This window comes from Loktanella sp. 3ANDIMAR09 (assembly GCF_001420005.1).
Classification (GTDB): Bacteria; Pseudomonadota; Alphaproteobacteria; order Rhodobacterales; family Rhodobacteraceae; genus Loktanella.
Genome location: NZ_LJAK01000007.1, coordinates 39708 through 59763, shown reverse-complemented (window position 1 = coordinate 59763; position 20056 = coordinate 39708). Strand labels below are relative to the sequence as shown.

The following is a 20056-nucleotide window of genomic DNA, read 5'->3' as shown; positions in this document are numbered from 1 at the left end:
ATTACTAAAGTTCTTTCTTTTGTAACCGCAGGATAAGCACATGAACATCACCTTCCTCGGCCTCGGCGTCATGGGCTACCCTATGGCCGGCCACCTCGCCAAGCACCACGACGTCACCGTCTACAACCGCACCGCCTCCAAGGCCGAGGCCTGGGTCGCGGAACATGGCGGCACCATGGCCTCCACGCCCGAACAGGCGGCACAGGGGGCGGATATCGTCTTTGCCTGTGTGGGTAACGACGACGACCTGCGCGGCGTCACCACGGGCGCGGGCGGCGCGTTCCACGGGATGAAGGACGGCGCACTCTTTGTCGACCACACCACGGTCAGCGCCGCCGTCACCCGCGAACTCTATGACGCGGCACAGACAAGCGGCCTCCACTTTGTCGACGCGCCCATCAGTGGCGGGCAGGCCGGGGCCGAAAACGGCCAGCTGTCCATCATGTGCGGCGGCGACCAGGACGCCTATGACCGCGCCGAACCCGTCATGAACATTTACGCCAAGCTCTGCCGTCGCATCGGCCCATCCGGCGCAGGCCAGACCACCAAGATGTGCAACCAGATCGCCATCGCGGGCCTCGTCCAGGGCCTGTCAGAGGCGCTGCATTTCGCGCAAAAGGCTGGCCTCGACGGCGAAGCCGTGGTCGAGGTCATCAGCCAGGGTGCCGCCGGGTCCTGGCAGATGCAAAACCGCTACAAAACCATGCTTGCCGACCATTACGACCACGGGTTCGCCGTGGACTGGATGCGCAAGGATCTGGGCATCGTGCTGGAAAACGCCAATGCCATCGGTGCCAGCCTGCCTGTCACCGCGCTCGTCGATCAGTTCTACAAGGACGTTCAGAAAATGGGCGGCGGCCGATGGGACACATCAAGCCTGCTCAAACGCCTGCGCGACTGACCGCATCATCTTGCCGAAAATACTCCGGGGGAGGCGCAGCCGGGGGCAGCGCCCCCTACCTGCGCCGCAACCCGCGCAATCCCCCGGAAATCAGCAGCGACACCTCGTACAGCACCCGCGCCGCCTGCAACTGCCCCGGCGAGGCGAGGTAATTCGGCTCCCATACGGGATCGAATTTCTGTTTGAACGACCGCAGCCCTTCGAAATGATAAAACCGCGCGCCGTGGGTATAGATGAACCCGCCGACACGGTTCCAGACAGGCGCATGGGGCCGGTTTTCCAACCCGGCCAGCGGGGCTGCCCCCAATGAGAACCAGTCGAATTCCCGGTCGCGCCCCCACAGCATCATGTCGGCGAACAGCCCGTCCATCGCGGCAGGCGTCGTCGCCGGATCATAGCGCATCAGGTCGATCCCCAGCTCGCTGCCGTCGGCGGCCTGCAACAGGTTGGCGAATGATGCGATCCGCCCCGTTTCGGCATGTCGCAGCACCGCAATATCGAAATGGCACAGGAAATCCGGATCAAAGGCCCCAAGGGCAAAGTTCTTTTCCGCGCCTCCCTTCAGCGCCAGCCAGGCATCGGACACCATCCGCAACGCCGCGATATGCCCGCTGACCTGCGCTGCCGGAATGACCTCGAACACATAGCCGTCGCGCGCGGCACGGCTCTTGGCATGGCGCCAGTCCTTGCGTTTGGGGCCATCAAGCGTGAACCCGGCCAGGGGGACCCGTGCGATTTCCCCGATCTTGACCACCTGTAACCCCATATCGAGGTAGGCCGTCAGATAGTCGGTCTGTACGGCATAGAACGCGCAGGTCCGGCCCATCCGGTCCGCCATGTCGCGCAGGTCCCAGATCAGCGCCTCGCCGGCCGTGCGGTCGCCGATGGGGTCGCCCTTGGCGATCAGGCTGCGCCCGGTGTCGGCATAGGCGATGGCGGCCGCGCCCTGCGGTGCGATCAGGAACCGCTTATCGCCGGTCAACGCCATGGCGCTGTCGGTCTGGCTGCTTTGCGCCACGAGGCGCCTGACCGTGTCGGGGATGGGTTGCGGGGGCAGGCGGGTGCCCGCGCGGCTGATCAATGTGTTCAGTGACACCGCCGCCAGCACCACCGCGACCAATACGGTTGCCCGCAGGAATCGCGGCGCATCACCGCCCCAGGCGAACTGCCACCACAGATCCTGCGAATAGGCGACGTTGCGGTAGGCAAAGAATCCGATCCAGGTGATCCCCGCAAACAGCAGGACAACGGTGATCACCCAGCGCGCATTCAGGTGCAGCGCACTGCCAAGGCCGACCCGGTAGAACGCATCGCGGAATGACCACAGCACGACGATGGCCAGCGTCAGGGCGATCATCGCCTCGTATTCGATCCCGCGCAGCAGTGACGCGATCAGACCGGCCGACAGCAGTGCCATCGCGATCAGCCATGCCCGCCGCATCCGGCGGTACAGGCCCCGTGCGACGATCAGCAGCATGACACCCGCGACGGATGACAGCAGGTGCGATGTCTCGATCAGCGCAAGCGGCAGGATGTCTTGCAAAACCTCCATCCGTTTGGCCGTGGTGGGCAAGTCACCCGACAGCAGCAGCGCAGCACCTGACAGCAGGGCGACGGCGGCCATCAGCACCGGCACGATGGGGCGCATGGCCCGGCGCAGCGTTTGTGCTGCAACACCTGCCTTGGTCCGATTGGCCAACGTCCAGGCCAACGCAAGACCCAATGCAGCAATCGTAAATGGCAGCAGCGTGTAGATCAGCCGGTACACCAACAGGGCCGCCAGCAGGTCGGGCCTGCCCGTGCCACCAAGTGCGGCGATGATCGTCGCCTCGAACACGCCCAGACCGCCCGGCGCGTTGCTGACGAAACCCAACCCCAGCGCCCCGATAAAGATGATGAAGAAATAGACAAAATTGCCCGCCAGATCAGCGGGCATCAGGAAATACAATGTCAGCGCCGTGGCGACCAGATCGACCAGCGCAATGACCATCAGGGTCAGCCCGCGCGTGGCCTTTGGCAGCGGTGTCGACAGTCGCCCGATCCGCAATTCGCGCCCACCCGGCCAGGTCCAGATGTACAACCCGACCACCCCGGCCAGGATCAGGATACCCAGAATGGTTTCGGGCAGACGCGGCAGGACGATCACCTGGCTCATGCCCGTGGGATGGAATGTGAACATCAGGCCCAGCAGTGTCAAAAGGCCCAGTGCAAAGGCGATCCAGCTGGTCGCGATCAATCGTGCGACCGCCGCGATATCCACCCCGAACGCCGCATAGATCCGGTATCGGATGGCACCACCCGTCAGCCAGGAAAACCCCAGCAGGTTGGAAATTGCCATGGAACTGACCCCTGTCAGAACCGGCACCCAGCCCGGCATGTCAGGCGTTTTCATGCCGCGCAGGATTACCGGATCATAAAGCGCGAGCGCGACATAGCTGGTCACCATCGCGCAGGTCGACAGCGCGATGGCAGTCCAGGGATAGCTGCGGACAGCGGCGATCAGTTCGGCTGGTGCGATTTCGCGGCTCAGGTCACGCAGGACGGCCAGTGCGATCAGCATGATCGTCAGGGGAATGGCCATCCGCAACAGCGGATGCGACAGGATGGCGGACAATCGACCTTGGTCTGATGGGGCGTCTGACATCACATGCTCGGCCATTGGGTCAGGAAAACGGGCCCGCACCGCATGGGTGCAGGCCCGTCAGAGGTCATTGCGACCGATCAGCGTTTACTGCGGTAGCAGGCGGCAAAGATGATCGTGGCCGTCAGCGCATAGACCAGGTTGACGCCCAGGATGATCGACCAGGGGGCCTGTGCCGCAAAGACATAGACCGCAAGCACCGACGGCAGCACCGTCAGCAGGACCAATCCTGCCACGAACGCCACCGTGCCGCCGATCTGGTGAAACAGCGGGATCAGCAGCAGCGCCACCAAGACGGCAACGGCGTTGCGTCCGAACGAGACGATCAGCGGCATCACGTCAGCACCGGAAATGATGTTGACGGCGATGGCATTGATGATGGTGCCGATGATGCCGGCGATAACGGCGACGACAAGGCTACGGGTCAGGGACATGCGGATTCTTTCGTAAGGTCAGACAAGGGCGAAGGCCGTATGCGGCCGTTACAGGTTGGACTGCACCTGCCGGGTTTCTTGCGTGATGGTGGCGCCCGTCACGCTGAGATCCTGACCAACACCTGCGATGGTATTGCAGGCGGACAAGGCCGCAAAGGTGGCGAGAGCAAGGATAAAGGTCAGTGGACGTGTCATGGTTTTCTCCGGTCAGACATGATTCGATTGCATTGTTAAACTAAAACGAACGGATTGCCCGGCAACGCGGGGTCAAAACGTGACCCCCGAATACAGGGCGATGTTGGCATAGGGTGTGGTTTCGCCGGTGCGCACAAGAACGCGGGCCGACTGCGTGGCACGTTTGAAATCCGTATGTGGCACACAGGCAGGCGGGCAGGGGGCCAGTTCCTGCAATGCAGGGCTGGCCTCGGTTGCCATCAGGCAGCGCTCGACTTCCAGTTCGGTCAGGATCGCGGCCAGCACATCAGCGAAACGGGGCAGGCCCGCCACGACGGCCAGATCAATCACCGGCAGATGTGCGGGCAGCGGCAGGCCCGCGTCGGCCACGACCAGACAATCGCCGTGCCCCATCTGTGCGATGGCGCGGGACAGTTCCGCGTTGAGGATACCCGTTTTCTTCATGGCTGGTCCAAAAAGTCGCGCACGGCTGTTTCCACCGCGCGGGGTTGTTCGGCGTGCAGCCAATGGCCTGCATCGGCGATGGTCTGAGTCTGTGCCTGCGGAAACAAGGCCGCGATAGTCGCGGTGTGGTCCGGGGTCACGTAATCCGAATTGGCCCCGCGCAGCATCAGCACGGGTCCGTTGAATTGGGCGTCTACCTCGGGCCAGCCGGTGATGTGCCCCATGTCGGCGGCCAGCGTCTCCAGGTTCAGATCCCAGCGTTTGTCGCGCAGGTTCAGGCTTTGCAACAGAAACGGGATCACGGCGGGGTCGATGTCCATCTGGTCGGCTGCATCCTTGCGCGTGGTCACGGCGGACAGATCAACGCCGCGCATCGCATTCAGGGGGCCGAATTGGTCATGGGCATAGGCGGTAGGCGCGATATCGGCGACGATCAGGCGGCGCACCAATGCGGGCTGTGTCAGTGCCAGCATCATCGCAGCCTTGCCGCCCATCGAATGTCCCATGACGTCAACGGGACCGCCTTGCGCGGCAATGACCTCTGCCAGATCCTCGGCCATCTCGGGATAGCGGTGCGTGTCGCTGTGAAAGCTCTCGCCGTGGTTGCGCATGTCCACCGCGATGACCCGCCGCGTATCGGCCAGCCGTTTGGCGATCACACCCCAATTGCGGGCTGATCCAAACAACCCGTGCGCGATCAGCAGCGCGGGTTTGTCCGTGGCGGTGCCGGTGACAACGGTATTGAGCATGTGGCCTCCTCGTGACAGGCGCGCAGGGCCGCCATCTGACCGCTTGAGACAGACGCGCCGCAGGTTTACACGCCCCTTTATGCCTGATGCCCAGACCCTTCGCCACATCCAAGATGTCAGCCGCCTGATCGAGGCGCGTCTGGGCCTGAAAGGGCCCACGATTCAGGCGCAGATGTCCAAACTGGGACGCCGCCGCCTGCCGACGACCCTGCGGCGCGATATCGCGGGTGTCGCACAAGCGCAGCTGATGCTGACCCACCCCAAACTGTCCCGTCAGATCGACACCGCCCGTGTGGCCCAATCTGCGCGACTTGCCACAGCGGCCCTCAAACAGATCGACCCCTGGGAACAGCGCAAGACGATCATCCTGCGCAAGCTCGCGAAATGGAGCGCGCTGGCCATCGCCCTGTTCATCGGGTTTGTCTGGTGGCTGTGGGCCACGGGGCGGGTTTAGGCGGGCACCCCCGCAGCGAGCTGATTGAGTATGCTGGTATAGTTGTCGGTGCCCTGCGCGCCGGTGACCAGATGTTGACGGTCAAAGATTACGGCAGGCACGCCGCTGATGCCCTGCTGCACCCAGAAACGTTCCTCGGACCGCACGGCCTGCGCATAGCGCTGATCGTCCAGTACCGCTGCTGCCTCGGTTTCATCCAGACCGATTTCACCAGCAATGGCCGCCAGCACGGCGGTGTCGGACAGGTCACGCCCGTGGGTGAAATGCGCGACGAACAATGCCTGTTTCATGTCGTGCCCACGATCCAGCGTCTGCGCCCAATGGATCAATTGGTGTGTGTTGAACGTGTTGTGCATCCGCGTGTCGTCATCGAATGAGAAAGCAAATCCCAGATCATGTCCCAACTGGGTCAGTCGCGCACGGTTTTCAGCACTCTGTGCGGCGGTGGACCCGTATTTTTCCATGATGTGTTCGGTCATGTTCTGACCTTCGGCGGGCATATCGGGGTTCAGCTCGAACGGATGCCATTGCAGATCATAGGCCGTGCCGGTCCCATCCAGCGCCTGTTTCAACTGGCGATAGCCGACGATGCACCACGGGCACATCACGTCGGATACGATATCAATCCGCAGCGGGGCAGTCTGGTCGGTCATGGCAGCACCTCTTGATCGTCTGGTTGCCCCTCACGTGGGGCGCTGCACGCCGAAGGTCAAGCCAGAGCAAGGCACGCCTTGCAACCTGCCCAAAACAAAAGGCCGCCGCAGATGCGACGGCCTTTTGCCATGTCTGTTGAAATCACAGGTTCGGGTAGATCGGAAACTTGTCGCACAGGGCCTCGACCTCGGCTGCAACCTGCGCCTCGACCTCGCTGTTGCCGTCCTCGCCATTGGCGGCCAGACCGTCAACGACCCGGCCAATCCAGCGACCGACTTGACGGAATTCCTCTTCGGTGAAACCGCGGGTGGTGCCGGCGGGTGTGCCCAGACGGATGCCCGACGTGATCGTGGGCTTTTCCGTGTCAAACGGGATACCGTTCTTGTTGCAGGTGATGTGGGCGCGGCCCAATGCCTCTTCGGTGGCGTTGCCCTTGACGCCCTTGGGGCGCAGGTCAACCAGCATCAGGTGCGTGTCGGTGCCGCCGGTGACGATGTCCAGACCGCATTTGATCAGCTCGTCAGACAGGGCCTGCGCGTTCTTGACGACCTGCGCCTGATAGTCCTTGAACCCCGGGCGCAGCGCCTCGCCAAAGGCGACAGCCTTGCCTGCGATCACATGCATCAACGGGCCACCCTGAATACCGGGAAAGATGGCCGAGTTGAATTTCTTGGCCAGCGACTCGTCGTCGGTCAGGATCATGCCGCCGCGCGGGCCGCGCAGGGTCTTGTGCGTGGTGGTCGTTGCCGCATGGGCATGGGGGAACGGCGACGGATACAGACCGGCTGCGACCAGACCGGCGAAATGCGCCATATCGACCAGCAGATAGGCCCCGACGCTGTCGGCAATCGCGCGCATCTTTTCAAAGTCGATGATCCGCGGAATGGCAGACCCACCGGCGATGATCATCTTGGGCTGATGTTCCGCCGCCAGATCGGCCACGGCGTCATAGTCCAGCAACAAATCTTCCTCGCGGACGCCGTATTGGACCGCGTTGAACCATTTGCCGGACTGGTTCGGGCGCGCGCCGTGGGTCAGGTGACCACCGGCGTCCAGCGACATCCCGAGGATGGTATCGCCCGGCTGCAACAGCGCCTGAAACACGCCCTGGTTGGCCTGAGACCCAGAGTTCGGCTGCACATTGGCGAAACCACAGCCAAACAGCTGCTTTGCCCGTTCGATCGCCAGGTTTTCGGCCACGTCCACATGGGCGCAACCGCCGTAATAGCGGCGACCGGGATAGCCTTCGGCGTATTTGTTGGTCATCACGCCGCCCTGCGCTTCCATGACGGCGGCGCTGACGATGTTCTCGGACGCGATCAGCTCGATCTCCTTGCGCTGACGCTTGAGCTCTGCCTGCATCGCGGCGTGCAGATCAGGGTCGCGCGTTGCCAGGGTTTCGGTGAAAAATCCGTCATCACGGTGGGAAGCGTTCATGGGACAATCCTTTCGCTCGCGGCCGGCCGGCCGGTTGCCGTCCTCTTAATCCATCTGTGGCCCGTGCTAAAGCCCCCATTCGTCGCACCCTGCCTTGCCTTTGTGCGCCAGACACGTGAACCTGTGCACAGATCGCCTGACACCCGGACCCGACATGCCGCATCGCCCCATCGCCTTTGTTGCCAGCCATGCGCCCAGCGCCCAAGAGGCGTTGTCCAGTCTGGCCAAACGCTACACCAATGTCCCCCTTGACCGGGCAGAGGTCATCGTGGCCCTCGGCGGGGACGGTTTCATGCTGCAAACCTTGCACGAAACCCAGAATTTCGGCGTGCCGGTCTACGGCATGAACCGCGGCACGGTCGGTTTCCTGATGAACGAGTTTACACAGGACGATCTGCCCGCCCGCCTCGACAATGCCGAAGAAGAGGTGATCAACCCCCTGGTCATGAATGCGCTGGCCGCTGACGGGTCGATGCACGAGGCGCTCGCGATCAACGAGGTCAGTCTGCTGCGCGCAGGCGCACAGGCGGCAAAGTTGCGGATCACCGTCGATGGCAAGGTCAGGATGTCCGAACTGGTCTGCGACGGGGCGCTGGTGTCGACGCCCGCAGGCTCGACCGCCTACAATTATTCGGCGCATGGGCCGATCCTGCCCATCGGGTCAGGCGTTCTGGCACTGACCGCCATGGCGGCCTTTCGCCCGCGCCGGTGGCGCGGGGCGCTTTTGCCGCAAAAGGCGGTGGTCAGGTTCGACGTGCTGAATGCGGCCAAACGCCCTGTCATGGCTGACGCGGACGGCAAATCTGTCCGTAACGTGGTCAGCGTCGAAATCCGGTCCGAACCCGACATCCGCCACCGCATCCTGTTCGACCCCGGCCATGGGCTCGAGGAACGGCTGCTGCGCGAACAATTCGTCTAGCGCAGGACGATCCCGGCGATATCCAGATTTGCATGGTAATCGGCGCCGTAGGCCACGATGCCAATGGACCTGACTTCAGTGGGACGAACAGGCGCCTGCAGGTGGTCCTTGTTCGGCGCGAAATCCGCCAGCGGCAGCGTGATGTCAGTCCATTCGGCCGGGGCATCGAAACTTGCGGCAAAGTAATGCCAGGGCCGTTCCGACTGCCTGGTGCGCAGGTGGACCTTGTAGGCCGCGCCATTGCCGCGCACCGTCAGAACCATCGCGGTCGCACCCGCAGGCAGCCCGTCAACATCGCGTCTGATCTGAATGAATCCCCCGTTATTCTCGGTGCTGACATCCCCGACGAGGGTGGCGAAATGCCGTCCCCCGGTCCCGTGGAAATCCACGCCACCCGTCGAAACGCCCCCCATCACCTGATCACTGATGAAACGCCAATCATCGGGGGTCTGAAAATCAATCTGCATCGCGGTCCTCGCTTTCACCGCAAAGCTAGCCCGCCTTGCGGCGAGGCCCATGCATCATCTTGCCCGAAATACTCCGGGGGGCGACGCAGCCGCGGGGGCAGCGCCCCCTCCGACATCAGCCGCCATAGCCCAGGGGCCGCAGAGTGTCGCGAATTTCGTCCAGGATGGCGGGGTCGTCGATGGTCGCGGGCATCTTGAAATCCGTATTGTCCGCGATGGATACCATCGTCCGCCGCAGAATCTTGCCGGACCGGGTCTTGGGCAGGCGGTTGACGACGGCGACCAGTTTGAACGCGGCCACCGGCCCGATGCTCTCGCGCACCATCCTGATGCAATCGGCGACGATCTCGTCATTCGATCGGCTGGTGCCGCTGTTGGTGCAGACGAATCCCATCGGCAGCTGACCCTTCAGCGCATCCGATACCCCGATCACGGCGCATTCGGCCACATCCGGGTGATTGGCCAGAATCTCCTCCATCGCGCCGGTGGACAGCCGGTGGCCCGCCACGTTGATCACGTCATCGGTGCGCGCCATCACATAGAGATAACCATCCGCGTCCAGCAGCCCCGCGTCGCCTGTCTCGTAGTACCCCGGAAAGGTCGTGAGGTAGGATTTCACGAACCGGTCTTCGGCCTGCCAGAGCGTCGGCAAGGTCCCCGGCGGCAGCGGCAGCTTGATCGCGATGGACCCCAGCTCGCCCGCCGGCATCTCTGTCCCGTCGTCGGCAAGGATGCGGATGTCGTAGCCCGGCATCGCGACCGTCGGGCTGCCGATCTTGACGGGCAGGGCCTCGATCCCGGCGGGATTGCCCACCATGGGGAACCCGCTCTCGGTTTGCCACCAGTGGTCATAGACCGGGACCTGCATGACATTCTGCGCCCAGATGATCGTATCGGGGTCCGCCCGTTCGCCCGCCAGATACAGCGCGCGCAGACAGGAAATGTCGTAGTCCTTGATCAGTGCGCCCGTCGGGTCCTCGCGTTTGATCGCGCGAAAGGCCGTCGGCGCGGTAAAGAAGCTGCGCACCTTGTGATCCTGGATCACCCGCCAGAACGTGCCCGCATCGGGCGTGCCGACCGGTTTGCCTTCGAACACAACGGTGGTGTTGCCGTGGATGAGAGGCGCATAGCAGATGTAGCTGTGGCCGACGACCCAGCCCACGTCCGAGGCGGCCCAGAACACGTCGCCGGGATCGACGTTGTAAAAATTTTTCATCGTCCAGTGCAGCGCGACCAGATGGCCTGCGGTGGGACGCACCACGCCCTTTGGCGCACCGGTGGTGCCCGAGGTATAAAGGATATAGGCCGGGTGGTCGCCGGATACGGGCACGCAATCCGCCGGGGTCACGCCGTCCTGAACCGCGTGCCAGTCGAAATCATAGCCCGGCGTCAGGTCGCAGGGCTGTTGATCGCGTTGCAGGATGATCGTGAAATCGGGCTTGTGTTTTGCCTGAGCGATGGCACCATCCAGCAGCGGTTTATAGGCGACCACGCGATTGGGTTCCAACCCGCAGGAGGCGGCAATGATGGCCTTGGGTGTGGCATCGTCGATTCGCACCGCCAGTTCATGGGCGGCAAATCCGCCAAAAACCACCGAATGAATCGCGCCGATGCGCGTGCAGGCCAGCATCGCGGTCAGGGCATCGGGCACCATCGGCATATAGATGATGACCCGGTCGCCGACGCCGACGCCCTTGTCGCGCAGCGCGCCTGCAAGGGACGCCACCCGGTTCAGCAATTCGGCGTAGGTGATATGCGCGACCGTCCCCGTGATCGGACTGTCGTAGATGATGGCCGTCTGATCAGCACGTCCGTTTTCGACATGGCGGTCAACGGCATTGTAGCAGGTATTGACCTGCGCGTCGGTGAACCATTCGTACAGCGGCGCGCGGCTGTCGTTCAGCGCCTTGGACGGTGGGGTGACCCAGTCGATGGCTTTTGCCTGTTCCATCCAAAAGCCTTCGGGGTTGTCCTGCCAGCTTTGATAAATATCGGCGTAGCGCATCGTGTCCTCCCAAACATTGCAGGACTTGGATAGGCACAGACGCGTGATCGGGCAAGGTGTGTCACGTGACCCGGGCGAGGGCTGTGAATTATTTGACAGGTGCCGTCCTGCGGACGGCTTGGAGGCGCTGCCTCCAAACCTCCGGGATACTTGTGACCAGAAGAAGGCACTAGCCGTAGTGCGATACAGGCGTACCCGCGATCGCGGACATGTTCAAAAGGCCTCGGGCCGTGATCGACGGGGTGACAATATGGGCGCGATTGCCCATGCCCATCAGGATCGGGCCGACTTCCAGTCCGCCGGCGCGGATTTTGAGGATGTTGCGCACGGCACTGGCGGCATCCGCATTGGCAAAGACGAGGCAGTTGGCTGCGCCATCCAGGCGCGAGCCGGGAAAGATATGATCGCGCAGGGTCGTGTCCAGCGCGCTGTCGATGTGCATTTCGCCCTCGTAGGCAAAGTCGCGCGGTGCTGCGTCGAGGATCGTCATTGCCGCACGCATCCGGCGACCGGAATTGCTGTCGAGGTTGCCGAACTGGCTATGCGAACACAGGGCGATCTTGGGTTCCATCCCGAAACGACGGATATGCCGGGCTGCGGATACGACCGTTTCCGCGATCTGTTCGGGTGTCGGTTCCTCGTGGACCTGTGTGTCGGCGATGAACAGACTGTCGTTTTCAAGGATCATCAGTGACAGGGCGGCAACCGGATGGAGCCCGCCGTGGCCCAGGATTTCCTCGATGTATTTCTTGTGCCACAGGAATTGACCGAAGGTGCCGCAGATCATGCTGTCTGCCTCGTTGCGCTGCACCATGACGGCGGCAATGGCGGTGGTATTGGTACGCATCACCGCCTTGGCCAGATCGGGGGTCACGCCGCGCCGCGCCATGATGTCGTGGTAGGTCCCCCAGTAGTCGCGGTAGCGCGGGTCGCTTTGCGGGTTCACGATCTTGAAATCGACGTCCGGGCGGATATCGAGGCCCGCACGTTCGCAGCGAGCGGCGATCACGTCGGGCCGCCCGATCAGGATCGGCACGTCGGTGGTTTCTTCCATCACGGCCTGGGCCGCGCGCAACACGCGTTCGTCCTCGCCTTCGGCGAAAACGATGCGGCGGGCGGCGTCACGGGCGGCATCGAACACGGGCCGCATGATGAAAGCGGATTTGAACACGCTGGCATCGAGGCCCGCCTTGTAGGCATCCAGATCGGCAATCGGGCGCTGGGCCACGCCGGTTTCGCAGGCTGCGCGGGCCACGGCGGTGGCGACCACACCCATCAGGCGCGGATCAAAGGGTTTCGGGATCAGGTAATCAGGCCCGAATGTCAGCTGTTCGCCCTGATAGGCGGCGGCGGCCTCTGCGCTGGTGGTGGCGCGGGCCATCGCGGCGATCCCTTCGATGCAGGCGATTTTCATCTCGTCGTTGATGGTCGTTGCACCTGCGTCCAGCGCGCCCCGGAAGATGAACGGGAAACACAGCACGTTATTGACCTGATTGGGGAAATCGGACCGGCCCGTGGCGGTGATCGCCTTTGGGTTTGCGGCACGGGCGGCGTCGGGGTCAATTTCGGGGTTCGGGTTGGCAAGGGCAAAGATGATCGGCGTATCCGCCATGGTCTGGACCATTTCGGGCGTCAGAACACCCGGACCGGAGAGGCCCAGGAACAGGTCGGCCCCTGCAATGACATCTGCCAGCGTGCGCGGCTCCGACCCTTGGGCGTAGTCGGCCTTTTGCGGGGTCATGTCGGCCTCGCGGCCCTCATAGACCAAACCTTGCAGGTCGCACAGGTAGACGTTTTCGCGTTTGACGCCCAGTTTCAGCAGCATGTTCAGGCAGGCGATGCCAGCGGCCCCGCCGCCGGTGGACACGACCTTGATATCCGCAAAATCCTTGCCCGCGATCCGCAGCGCGTTGGTCACACCGGCACCGACGACAATGGCGGTGCCATGCTGGTCGTCGTGGAAAACCGGGATATTCATCCGCTCCGTGCAGATTTGTTCAACGATAAAGCAATCGGGTGCCTTGATGTCCTCGAGGTTGATCGCGCCAAAGGTGGGTTCCAGCGCGCAGACCAGTTCCGCCAACTTTTCCGGGTCGTTTTCATTTAGTTCAATGTCAAAGCAATCGATTCCCGCGAATTTCTTGAACAGCACCGCCTTGCCTTCCATCACCGGTTTGGAGGCCAGTGCGCCGATATTGCCAAGCCCAAGCACGGCGGTGCCGTTGGTGACGACTCCGACCAGATTGCCGCGGGTGGTGTAATCCCGCGCCGTCGCCGCATCCGCCTTGATTTCAAGGCAGGCCTCGGCAACGCCGGGTGAATAGGCGCGCGCCAGGTCACGGCCATTGGCCAGTGGTTTCGTGGCCCGGATTTCCAGTTTTCCGGGGCGCGGAAACTGATGGTAATCAAGGGCCGCACGGCGTGTCGCTTCTTTGGGATCGTTGCTCATGGCCGGGCCTTCCTGTCTGGTTCCGGCGCCCGATTACGCTGTTTTCCGACGTAGGGGAAGCGATTGCGGCCACCTCTGCCCGCATCTTGCCGCGTGCCGCACTGTTCCGCATCTTGCCGCTTGCCGCACGGTCCCGTGCGAGGCAGTCTGAGGGCATGACACTGGACACCATGGCAGAGGTCTGCCTGAACACGACCGACCTGGCCGGCGACATCGCGTTTTTCAGCCGCGTGCTGGGGATGCGGATGATGTCGATCTATCCCGCCGACGATCCGGCCGTTGCGGTATTCGCAGGCCATGGCTGTCGGGTGCGGCTGGAGCGCGGGCAGGGTCCCGCGGGGCGGCTGCGAATCATGACAGACGATGCAACCTTTGCCCAAGGGGCTGGCGCATTGACCGCGCCGGGCGGAACGCAGGTATCAATCCTGCCGCGCATGTCGCCGGTGGAACAGCCGCAGACCATCCATGCGTTTGTCGTGCGGCGGCTTGCGGATCAGGCCCCTTGGGTAATTGGCCGCGCGGGTATGCATTATCGCGACCTGATCCCGGACCGGCTGGGCGGGTCGATCATCGCAAGCCACATTCGCATTCCCGACGGTGGGCCGGTGCCGGACACTGTCCATTTCCACCGCGTCGGATTTCAGCTGATCTTTTGCTACCGGGGCTGGGTCGATGTGATCTACGAGGATCAAGGCGGGCCGATCCGCCTGCATGCTGGCGATTGCGTGATCCAGCCCCCCGAAATCCGGCACCGCGTGCTCGAGGCTTCTGATGGGATCGAGGTGATCGAGATCGGCGTGCCGGCCGAACACGTGACCGAAATTGACCACGACATGACGCTGCCGACACCGCACCTGAGGCCGGACCGGGTCTGGCAGGGCCAGCGGTTCGTATTCAATCAACAGAGGCATGCGGTCTGGCAGGACGCCGATCTGCCGGGGTTTGTGGCGCGCGATACCACGATTGCCGCCAATACCGGCGATGTGGCGGGGGTTCTGGTCCTGCGCAGATCTGCCGGAAATCCTGCGTGGACGCAGCACGACGCGGACATCCATTTCACATTCGTGATGGAAGGCGAGATGCAGCTTCAGGCGCAGGGTCACGCGCCGGTCGCATTGTCCGCAGGGGATGCGTTCGTGATCCCGCCGGGTCTGCGCACGCTCTATGCGGACCCGTCAGAGGACCTGACGTTGCTGCAGGTGGCGCTGCCGGGACGGTTTGTGACCCATCCCGGCTGAGGCCTAGCGTTCGCTCTTCAGATCGGTGTCATCCACCTGCAAAGACAGCTCGTCGATCAGTGCGGCAGCCTTGGACGCCGACATCTGGTCGCTAAAAGGGTGGCCTGTTTTTTCACACAGGTCGCGCAGGATGGCGGCCTGTTCGCCGTCCATTTTCGTGTTGTCTGCCATCATGTTGGCCATTGGTCAGATCCTTTACAACGTCTTGTTCGTGCTGTCGCGCAGCGCCTCGATCCGTTCCAGCGCCTGACGCTGTGTCAGGCTGGCATCAAAGGGTTCGCTGGCCTCTTCGCACAGGACGCGCAGCAGGTCGGCCTGATCGCCCGTCATCGGGGAATCGGGATCACCGGACGTCTGTGCGATCGTTTCGTCAGTCACGGTCTTGGTGGTTGGGGAAATCATGTGGTCCTCCTGTCATGGCTCGCAGGGTAAACGCGGCTGACGCCTGCGGGGTTCCGCCGGGGCTGCCCTTGCATCCCGCAGCACCGGGCGGCAAGGTCGTCCGATCAAAACGGAGCCACCCATGTCAGACCCCCATGCCCTGATCGCCGCCGCCACCGATGTGCGCCTGAATGCCCATGCCCCCTATTCGCGGTTTCAGGTCGGGGCCGCCATCCGCGGGGCGGGCGGTGCGCTGCATGTCGGCTGCAATGTCGAAAACGTGGCCTACCCCGAAGGCACCTGCGCCGAGGCCGGTGCCATCGCCGCCATGGTCGCCAGTGGCGAGACGCGGATCGCTGCCATCGCCGTCATTGCCGACAGCCCGCAACCGGTCAGCCCTTGTGGCGGATGCCGGCAGAAAATCGCCGAATTCGCATCGGGTGACACCCCGGTGACGCTGGCGACAACGGACGGTCTGGTGCAGCACACCACCGTCGCCGCGCTGCTGCCGGGTGCGTTTGACCAAGACTATATGTCCAAGGCCTGATCCATGGATGTGCGTGCCCTGATTGCCGGTATCCGCGACGGTGCCACCCCGACGGCGGATGATCTGATGCAATTCGCAGCCGGGCTTGCGGATGGACGGGTCAGCGACGCGCAGGCCGGGGCATTCGCCATGGCCGTCTGTCTGCGGGGCCTGTCGGATGCGGGCCGCGTCGCGCTGACCCGCGGCATGCGCGACAGCGGGCGCACGCTGGACTGGGACCTGCCCGGTGCGGTCGTGGACAAACATTCCACGGGCGGCGTCGGTGATTGCGTGTCGCTGATCCTTGCGCCCATGCTGGCGGCCTGCGGTGTCTATGTGCCCATGATATCGGGTCGGGGATTGGGCCACACCGGCGGGACGCTGGACAAGCTCGAGGCGATCCCCGGCGTTACCACCGATGTGGACGAGGCGCGCCTGCGCCAGATCGTCGGTGATGTCGGCTGCGCTATCGTGGGGGCAGGTGGCGGGATCGCCCCGGCGGACCGCAGGCTTTATGCCATTCGCGATGTGACGGCGACGGTTGCCTCGGTTGACCTCATCACGGCCTCGATCCTGTCGAAAAAGCTGGCGGCGGGGCTTGATGCCATGGTGCTGGACGTCAAGGTGGGGTCGGGCGCGTTCATGAAATCGCGTGCAGATGCTGCGGCACTGGCCACGGCCCTTGTCGACACCGCGACAGGGGCAGGCTGTCCGACCGCTGCACTGCTGACGGATATGGACCAACCGCTGGCCCCTGCGCTGGGCAATGCGACCGAACTGGCCATCTGCATGGCCGTGCTGGAGGGCGACAGGGTCGCCGCCCCGCGCCTGACTGAATTGTGCCTGTCGCTGGGCGAGACACTGCTGACCCTTGCAGGGCAGGGGGATGGTGCAGGCGACCGTCTGGCCGCAACACTGACGAACGGTCAGGCCATGGACCGCTTTGCCCGCATGGTGCACGCGCTGGGCGGTCCGCCGGACATGGGCGACGATTGGCGCACGCATCTGCCGGATGCGCCGGTGCAACGGGTCGTTGCGGCGACGGCCGATGGTCATGTCACCGCAATCAACGGAGAGGCGCTGGGCCTCGCGGTGGTGGGCCTTGGCGGGGGCCGCGCGGTGGAAACCGACCGGATCAATCCGGCTGTCGGCTTGACTTCGGTTGCATCGCTGGGGCAACGCGTGGCCAAGGGCGACCCGCTGGCCATCGTGCAGGCCGCCGATGACAACAGCGCAGAGGCTGCCGTCGCCGCTGTACGCGCCGCCATAACGCTGGGCGACGCACCGCAGGCAGGACCGCTGGTATTGGACAGGATATTGAAATGAAACGTGCTTTTCTGGTGGTGATCGATTCAGTCGGGATCGGCGGTGCCCCCGACGCGGATCAGTTTTTCAATGGATCTGTGCCGGATACGGGGGCGAACACCGTAGCCCATATCGCCGATGGATGTGCTGCCCTGTCGCGTGGTCCGTTGCGTCTGCCTGTCATGGACGCCCTGGGCTTGGGGTGTGCTGTCACGCTGGCCAGCGGTGCAACGGCACCCGGGCTGGACGCGGAACCCACGGGCGCATGGGGGGCCGCGACCGAGGTGAGCCGGGGCAAGGATACACCGTCCGGCCACTGGGAACTGTCAGGCGTGCCCGTGCCATGGGACTGGCATTATTTCCCCGACACCCAACCTGCCTTTCCTGATGATCTGACGGTCAAGATCTGTCAGGCCGCAGGCACCGGCGGCATCCTTGGCAACCGGCACGCCTCGGGAACGCAGGTGATCGAGGAGGAGGCCGCACGCCATATCCAGACGGGCTGGCCCATCGTCTATACCAGCGCGGATTCCGTGTTGCAGATCGCAGCTCACGAGGAACATTTCGGCCTTGACCGTCTGTTGAAGCTTTGCGCGGATCTTGCCCCGACGCTGCACGCCATGCGTATTGGCCGCGTGATCGCGCGGCCCTTTGTCGGGTCGGTGGAGGATGGCTTCAAACGCACGCCCCGGCGTCGCGATTTCGCCATTGCCCCGCCCAGCCCCACGATCTGCGACGATGTGCAGGCCGCGGGCAGGCCCGTGCATGCGATAGGCAAGATCGGTGACATTTTTTCCATGCGCGGCATCGACGAGGTCCGCAAGGGTGCGGACCGCGACCTGATGGGCCATCTGGGCGATCTGGTCGATACCGCCGCCGACGGCGCATTCGTCTTTGCCAATTTTGTCGAATTCGACAGCGAATACGGCCACCGCCGCGATATTCCGGGGTATGCCGGGCACCTTGAATGGTTCGACGCCGCCCTTGGCGATCTGTTGCCACGGTTGCGCGAGGGTGATCTGCTGATCGTCACGGCCGACCACGGCAACGACCCCAGCTGGATGGGCACCGACCACACCCGCGAACGGGTGCCGGTGCTGGTGCACGGCATGGGGCCCCGCGCATTGGGCCTGATCAATTTCGTCGATGTTGCCGCCACGGTCGCGGATCATCTGGGCGTCACACACAGCGGCAAAGGCAAATCCTTCCTATGACATACAGCACCCTCCCAAAGGTCGAACTCCATACCCACCTCGAAGGTATGGCTCCGCCTGAATTCATCCGTCAGCTGGCCGCCGAGAAAAAGGTCGACCTGTCGGGCATTTTTGCCGATGACGGCAGCTATCTGTTCCGCGATTTCGCGCATTTCCTGTCGATCTACGACGAGGCCTGCACCGTCCTGACCGGCCCCGAGGAATTCTACCGCCTGACACGCGCGGTCTTGACCCAATCCGCGGCCCACGGCGTGATTTACACCGAAACATTCCTGTCGCCCGATTTCTGCGGCGGCGGCGATGTTGCGGCGTGGCGCGACTACCTTGCGGCCATCGCGCAGGCCGCGACGGATGCCGAACGCGACGAGGGGATCGTGCTGCGCGGCATCGCCACCGCCGTGCGCCACCACGGGCAGGACAGCTGCCGCCAGACCGCCCGCTGTGCGGCTGAAACCGCCGGTGGATTCCTGACCGGATTTGGTCTTGCGGGGGCCGAACTCGAAGGACGACCGGCCGATTTCAAATACAGTTTCGACATGGCGCGCGAGGCGCAGCTGCAACTGACCGCCCACGCCGGTGAATGGGGCGATCCCGGTCGCATCACCGAAACGCTGGACGCGCTGGGCGTTGAACGTCTGGGCCACGGCATCCGTGCGGTCGAGGACGCAGCGCTGCTGCAACGTATCGCAGACGAAAACATCACGCTCGAGGTCTGTCCGGGATCCAATGTCGTGCTCAAGGCGGTCAGCGGCTGGGACGCCCACCCGATCGTCAAGCTGCGCGACGCAGGTGCGCCGATCACCGTATCGACCGACGATCCGCCGTTTTTCCACACCACCATGACCGCCGAATACGAGGGTCTGAACAAGACCTTTGGCTGGGAAGAGGCCGATTTCCACGCGCTGAACGTCACCGGCGCAGAGGCCGCCTTCTGCGACGATGCCACCCGCACAGCGATCCTCAAGCGACTGGAGCCTGCCACATGATCACGGACCACAGCACCGCCGACGGCCACCTGACCCACGTCATTCACCCCTTGGTGCAGCACAAGCTGACGCTGATGCGGCAGACCGCGACCTCGACGGCCGTGTTCCGCCAGTTGTTGCGCGAAATCAGTCAGTTGCTGGCCTACGAGGTGACGCGCAACCTGCCGCTGACCACCGAACGGATCGATACGCCGATCCAGCCGATGGACGCCCCCGTGCTGGATGGCAAAAAGCTGGCGCTGGTGTCGATCCTGCGCGCCGGCAACGGTCTGCTGGACGGTATCCTTGAGCTGATCCCCTCGGCGCGAGTGGGTTTCGTGGGCCTTTACCGCGACGAGGAAACACTGAAACCCGTTCAGTATTACTTCAAGGTGCCGCAATCGCTGGAGGACCGCATGGTCATTGCGGTCGACCCGATGCTGGCGACCGGCAATTCATCTGTCGCCGCGATTGATCTGCTGAAACAGGCGGGGGCCACCAACATCCGGTTCCTGTGTCTGCTGGCCGCACCAGAGGGTATCGCCCGCATGAAGGATGCCCACCCGGATGTCCCCATCGTCACCGCCGCTGTGGACGAGAAATTGAACGACCATGGATATATTGTTCCAGGGCTAGGGGATGCGGGCGACCGCATGTTCGGCACAAAATAAGGGGCCG

21 protein-coding genes are annotated in these 20056 nt (G+C 63.5%); 9 read left to right on the top strand and 12 right to left on the bottom strand.

The window, feature by feature from the left end:
• Positions 1-40 precede the first annotated feature (40 nt).
• A complete protein-coding gene (locus AN189_RS11745; RefSeq protein WP_056035995.1) occupies positions 41-901 on the top strand; it encodes an NAD(P)-dependent oxidoreductase in 861 nt (286 codons plus the stop codon).
• Positions 902-956: 55 nt separating this feature from the next.
• Here the strand turns inward: AN189_RS11745 and mprF are convergent, their stop codons facing one another.
• From mprF to AN189_RS11725, 5 genes are all read right to left on the bottom strand, one after another.
• A complete protein-coding gene (mprF, locus tag AN189_RS11740) occupies positions 957-3545 on the bottom strand; it encodes a bifunctional lysylphosphatidylglycerol flippase/synthetase MprF (protein WP_056036292.1) in 2589 nt (862 codons plus the stop codon).
• A 77-nt stretch (positions 3546-3622) separates the two neighbouring features.
• The gene (locus AN189_RS11735) at positions 3623-3976 is read right to left on the bottom strand and encodes a hypothetical protein (protein ID WP_056035992.1); all 354 of its coding nucleotides are present in this window, start codon (positions 3974-3976) and stop codon (positions 3623-3625) included.
• Positions 3977-4024: 48 nt separating this feature from the next.
• A complete protein-coding gene (locus AN189_RS19160) occupies positions 4025-4171 on the bottom strand; it encodes an entericidin, EcnA/B family (RefSeq protein ID WP_157057468.1) in 147 nt (48 codons plus the stop codon).
• A 72-nt stretch (positions 4172-4243) separates the two neighbouring features.
• Positions 4244-4615 (bottom strand): D-ribose pyranase, encoded by a 372-nt coding sequence (gene rbsD, locus AN189_RS11730; RefSeq protein ID WP_056035988.1) that lies wholly within the window; start codon positions 4613-4615, stop codon positions 4244-4246.
• A complete protein-coding gene (locus tag AN189_RS11725; RefSeq protein WP_056035984.1) occupies positions 4612-5364 on the bottom strand; it encodes an alpha/beta fold hydrolase in 753 nt (250 codons plus the stop codon). Before AN189_RS11725 ends, rbsD begins: the two co-directional genes overlap by 4 nt.
• A gap of 79 nt (positions 5365-5443) precedes the next feature.
• On the opposite strand from AN189_RS11725, the gene AN189_RS11720 reads away from it, so the two are divergent.
• Entirely contained in the window at positions 5444-5818 is a 375-nt protein-coding gene (locus tag AN189_RS11720; RefSeq protein ID WP_056035980.1) for a hypothetical protein, read from the top strand.
• Here the strand turns inward: AN189_RS11720 and AN189_RS11715 are convergent.
• Both AN189_RS11715 and glyA read right to left on the bottom strand, forming a co-directional pair.
• Entirely contained in the window at positions 5815-6471 is a 657-nt protein-coding gene (locus tag AN189_RS11715) for a DsbA family oxidoreductase (RefSeq protein ID WP_056035977.1), read from the bottom strand. The two genes, AN189_RS11720 and AN189_RS11715, sit on opposite strands and share 4 nt — an antisense overlap.
• Before the next feature lie 142 nt (positions 6472-6613).
• Positions 6614-7909 carry a serine hydroxymethyltransferase gene (gene glyA, locus AN189_RS11710; protein WP_056035974.1) on the bottom strand — a complete coding sequence of 432 codons (1296 nt, stop codon included), beginning with the start codon at positions 7907-7909 and terminating at the stop codon, positions 6614-6616.
• Positions 7910-8063: 154 nt separating this feature from the next.
• Here glyA and AN189_RS11705 point away from each other — a divergent pair, with 154 nt between their 5' ends.
• Positions 8064-8828: an NAD kinase gene (locus tag AN189_RS11705; protein ID WP_056036290.1), complete on the top strand. Its 765-nt coding sequence runs from the start codon at positions 8064-8066 to the stop codon at positions 8826-8828.
• On the opposite strand, the gene AN189_RS11700 is transcribed toward AN189_RS11705, so the two are convergent.
• From AN189_RS11700 to AN189_RS11690, 3 genes are all read right to left on the bottom strand, one after another.
• The gene (locus AN189_RS11700) at positions 8825-9295 is read right to left on the bottom strand and encodes a CIA30 family protein (protein WP_056035972.1); all 471 of its coding nucleotides are present in this window, start codon (positions 9293-9295) and stop codon (positions 8825-8827) included. The two genes, AN189_RS11705 and AN189_RS11700, sit on opposite strands and share 4 nt — an antisense overlap.
• Positions 9296-9410: 115 nt before the next feature.
• On the bottom strand, positions 9411-11300 hold the full coding sequence (locus tag AN189_RS11695) for a propionyl-CoA synthetase (protein WP_056035969.1): 1890 nt from the start codon (positions 11298-11300) through the stop codon (positions 9411-9413).
• Positions 11301-11469: 169 nt separating this feature from the next.
• A complete protein-coding gene (locus AN189_RS11690; RefSeq protein ID WP_056035966.1) occupies positions 11470-13749 on the bottom strand; it encodes an NADP-dependent malic enzyme in 2280 nt (759 codons plus the stop codon).
• A 155-nt stretch (positions 13750-13904) separates the two neighbouring features.
• Here AN189_RS11690 and AN189_RS11685 point away from each other — a divergent pair, with 155 nt between their 5' ends.
• Positions 13905-14987: a cupin domain-containing protein gene (locus tag AN189_RS11685; protein WP_056036288.1), complete on the top strand. Its 1083-nt coding sequence runs from the start codon at positions 13905-13907 to the stop codon at positions 14985-14987.
• A gap of 3 nt (positions 14988-14990) precedes the next feature.
• On the opposite strand, the gene AN189_RS11680 is transcribed toward AN189_RS11685, so the two are convergent.
• Both AN189_RS11680 and AN189_RS11675 read right to left on the bottom strand, forming a co-directional pair.
• Entirely contained in the window at positions 14991-15170 is a 180-nt protein-coding gene (locus AN189_RS11680; RefSeq protein WP_056035962.1) for a hypothetical protein, read from the bottom strand.
• A gap of 12 nt (positions 15171-15182) precedes the next feature.
• Positions 15183-15389 carry a DUF3072 domain-containing protein gene (locus AN189_RS11675; protein WP_056035960.1) on the bottom strand — a complete coding sequence of 69 codons (207 nt, stop codon included), beginning with the start codon at positions 15387-15389 and terminating at the stop codon, positions 15183-15185.
• A 121-nt stretch (positions 15390-15510) separates the two neighbouring features.
• On the opposite strand from AN189_RS11675, the gene AN189_RS11670 reads away from it, so the two are divergent.
• From AN189_RS11670 to upp, 5 genes are read left to right on the top strand one after another with little or no spacing between them, the layout of a single operon-like run.
• Complete coding sequence (locus AN189_RS11670) at positions 15511-15915, top strand: cytidine deaminase (protein ID WP_056035957.1); 405 nt, start codon at positions 15511-15513, stop codon at positions 15913-15915.
• 3 nt (positions 15916-15918) lie between these two features.
• Positions 15919-17220: a thymidine phosphorylase gene (locus tag AN189_RS11665; protein WP_056035952.1), complete on the top strand. Its 1302-nt coding sequence runs from the start codon at positions 15919-15921 to the stop codon at positions 17218-17220.
• Complete coding sequence (locus tag AN189_RS11660) at positions 17217-18413, top strand: phosphopentomutase (RefSeq protein ID WP_056035949.1); 1197 nt, start codon at positions 17217-17219, stop codon at positions 18411-18413. The genes AN189_RS11665 and AN189_RS11660 overlap by 4 nt, the downstream gene beginning before the upstream one ends.
• On the top strand, positions 18410-19399 hold the full coding sequence (locus tag AN189_RS11655; protein ID WP_056035945.1) for an adenosine deaminase: 990 nt from the start codon (positions 18410-18412) through the stop codon (positions 19397-19399). The genes AN189_RS11660 and AN189_RS11655 overlap by 4 nt, the downstream gene beginning before the upstream one ends.
• Positions 19396-20049: a uracil phosphoribosyltransferase gene (gene upp, locus AN189_RS11650; protein WP_056035941.1), complete on the top strand. Its 654-nt coding sequence runs from the start codon at positions 19396-19398 to the stop codon at positions 20047-20049. The genes AN189_RS11655 and upp overlap by 4 nt, the downstream gene beginning before the upstream one ends.
• The last annotated feature ends 7 nt before the right edge of the window (positions 20050-20056 follow it).

What these genes read in the sequence shown, in the direction of transcription:
- AN189_RS11745 (WP_056035995.1), top strand. Translation starts at nt 41, where the DNA reads ATGAACATCACCTTCCTCGGCCTCGGCGTCATGGGCTACCCTATGGCC.
- mprF (WP_056036292.1), bottom strand. Translation starts at nt 3,545, where the DNA reads ATGTCAGACGCCCCATCAGACCAAGGTCGATTGTCCGCCATCCTGTCG.
- AN189_RS11735 (WP_056035992.1), bottom strand. Translation starts at nt 3,976, where the DNA reads ATGTCCCTGACCCGTAGCCTTGTCGTCGCCGTTATCGCCGGCATCATC.
- AN189_RS19160 (WP_157057468.1), bottom strand. Translation starts at nt 4,171, where the DNA reads ATGACACGTCCACTGACCTTTATCCTTGCTCTCGCCACCTTTGCGGCC.
- rbsD (WP_056035988.1), bottom strand. Translation starts at nt 4,615, where the DNA reads ATGAAGAAAACGGGTATCCTCAACGCGGAACTGTCCCGCGCCATCGCA.
- AN189_RS11725 (WP_056035984.1), bottom strand. Translation starts at nt 5,364, where the DNA reads ATGCTCAATACCGTTGTCACCGGCACCGCCACGGACAAACCCGCGCTG.
- AN189_RS11720 (WP_056035980.1), top strand. Translation starts at nt 5,444, where the DNA reads ATGCCTGATGCCCAGACCCTTCGCCACATCCAAGATGTCAGCCGCCTG.
- AN189_RS11715 (WP_056035977.1), bottom strand. Translation starts at nt 6,471, where the DNA reads ATGACCGACCAGACTGCCCCGCTGCGGATTGATATCGTATCCGACGTG.
- glyA (WP_056035974.1), bottom strand. Translation starts at nt 7,909, where the DNA reads ATGAACGCTTCCCACCGTGATGACGGATTTTTCACCGAAACCCTGGCA.
- AN189_RS11705 (WP_056036290.1), top strand. Translation starts at nt 8,064, where the DNA reads ATGCCGCATCGCCCCATCGCCTTTGTTGCCAGCCATGCGCCCAGCGCC.
- AN189_RS11700 (WP_056035972.1), bottom strand. Translation starts at nt 9,295, where the DNA reads ATGCAGATTGATTTTCAGACCCCCGATGATTGGCGTTTCATCAGTGAT.
- AN189_RS11695 (WP_056035969.1), bottom strand. Translation starts at nt 11,300, where the DNA reads ATGCGCTACGCCGATATTTATCAAAGCTGGCAGGACAACCCCGAAGGC.
- AN189_RS11690 (WP_056035966.1), bottom strand. Translation starts at nt 13,749, where the DNA reads ATGAGCAACGATCCCAAAGAAGCGACACGCCGTGCGGCCCTTGATTAC.
- AN189_RS11685 (WP_056036288.1), top strand. Translation starts at nt 13,905, where the DNA reads ATGACACTGGACACCATGGCAGAGGTCTGCCTGAACACGACCGACCTG.
- AN189_RS11680 (WP_056035962.1), bottom strand. Translation starts at nt 15,170, where the DNA reads ATGGCCAACATGATGGCAGACAACACGAAAATGGACGGCGAACAGGCC.
- AN189_RS11675 (WP_056035960.1), bottom strand. Translation starts at nt 15,389, where the DNA reads ATGATTTCCCCAACCACCAAGACCGTGACTGACGAAACGATCGCACAG.
- AN189_RS11670 (WP_056035957.1), top strand. Translation starts at nt 15,511, where the DNA reads ATGTCAGACCCCCATGCCCTGATCGCCGCCGCCACCGATGTGCGCCTG.
- AN189_RS11665 (WP_056035952.1), top strand. Translation starts at nt 15,919, where the DNA reads ATGGATGTGCGTGCCCTGATTGCCGGTATCCGCGACGGTGCCACCCCG.
- AN189_RS11660 (WP_056035949.1), top strand. Translation starts at nt 17,217, where the DNA reads ATGAAACGTGCTTTTCTGGTGGTGATCGATTCAGTCGGGATCGGCGGT.
- AN189_RS11655 (WP_056035945.1), top strand. Translation starts at nt 18,410, where the DNA reads ATGACATACAGCACCCTCCCAAAGGTCGAACTCCATACCCACCTCGAA.
- upp (WP_056035941.1), top strand. Translation starts at nt 19,396, where the DNA reads ATGATCACGGACCACAGCACCGCCGACGGCCACCTGACCCACGTCATT.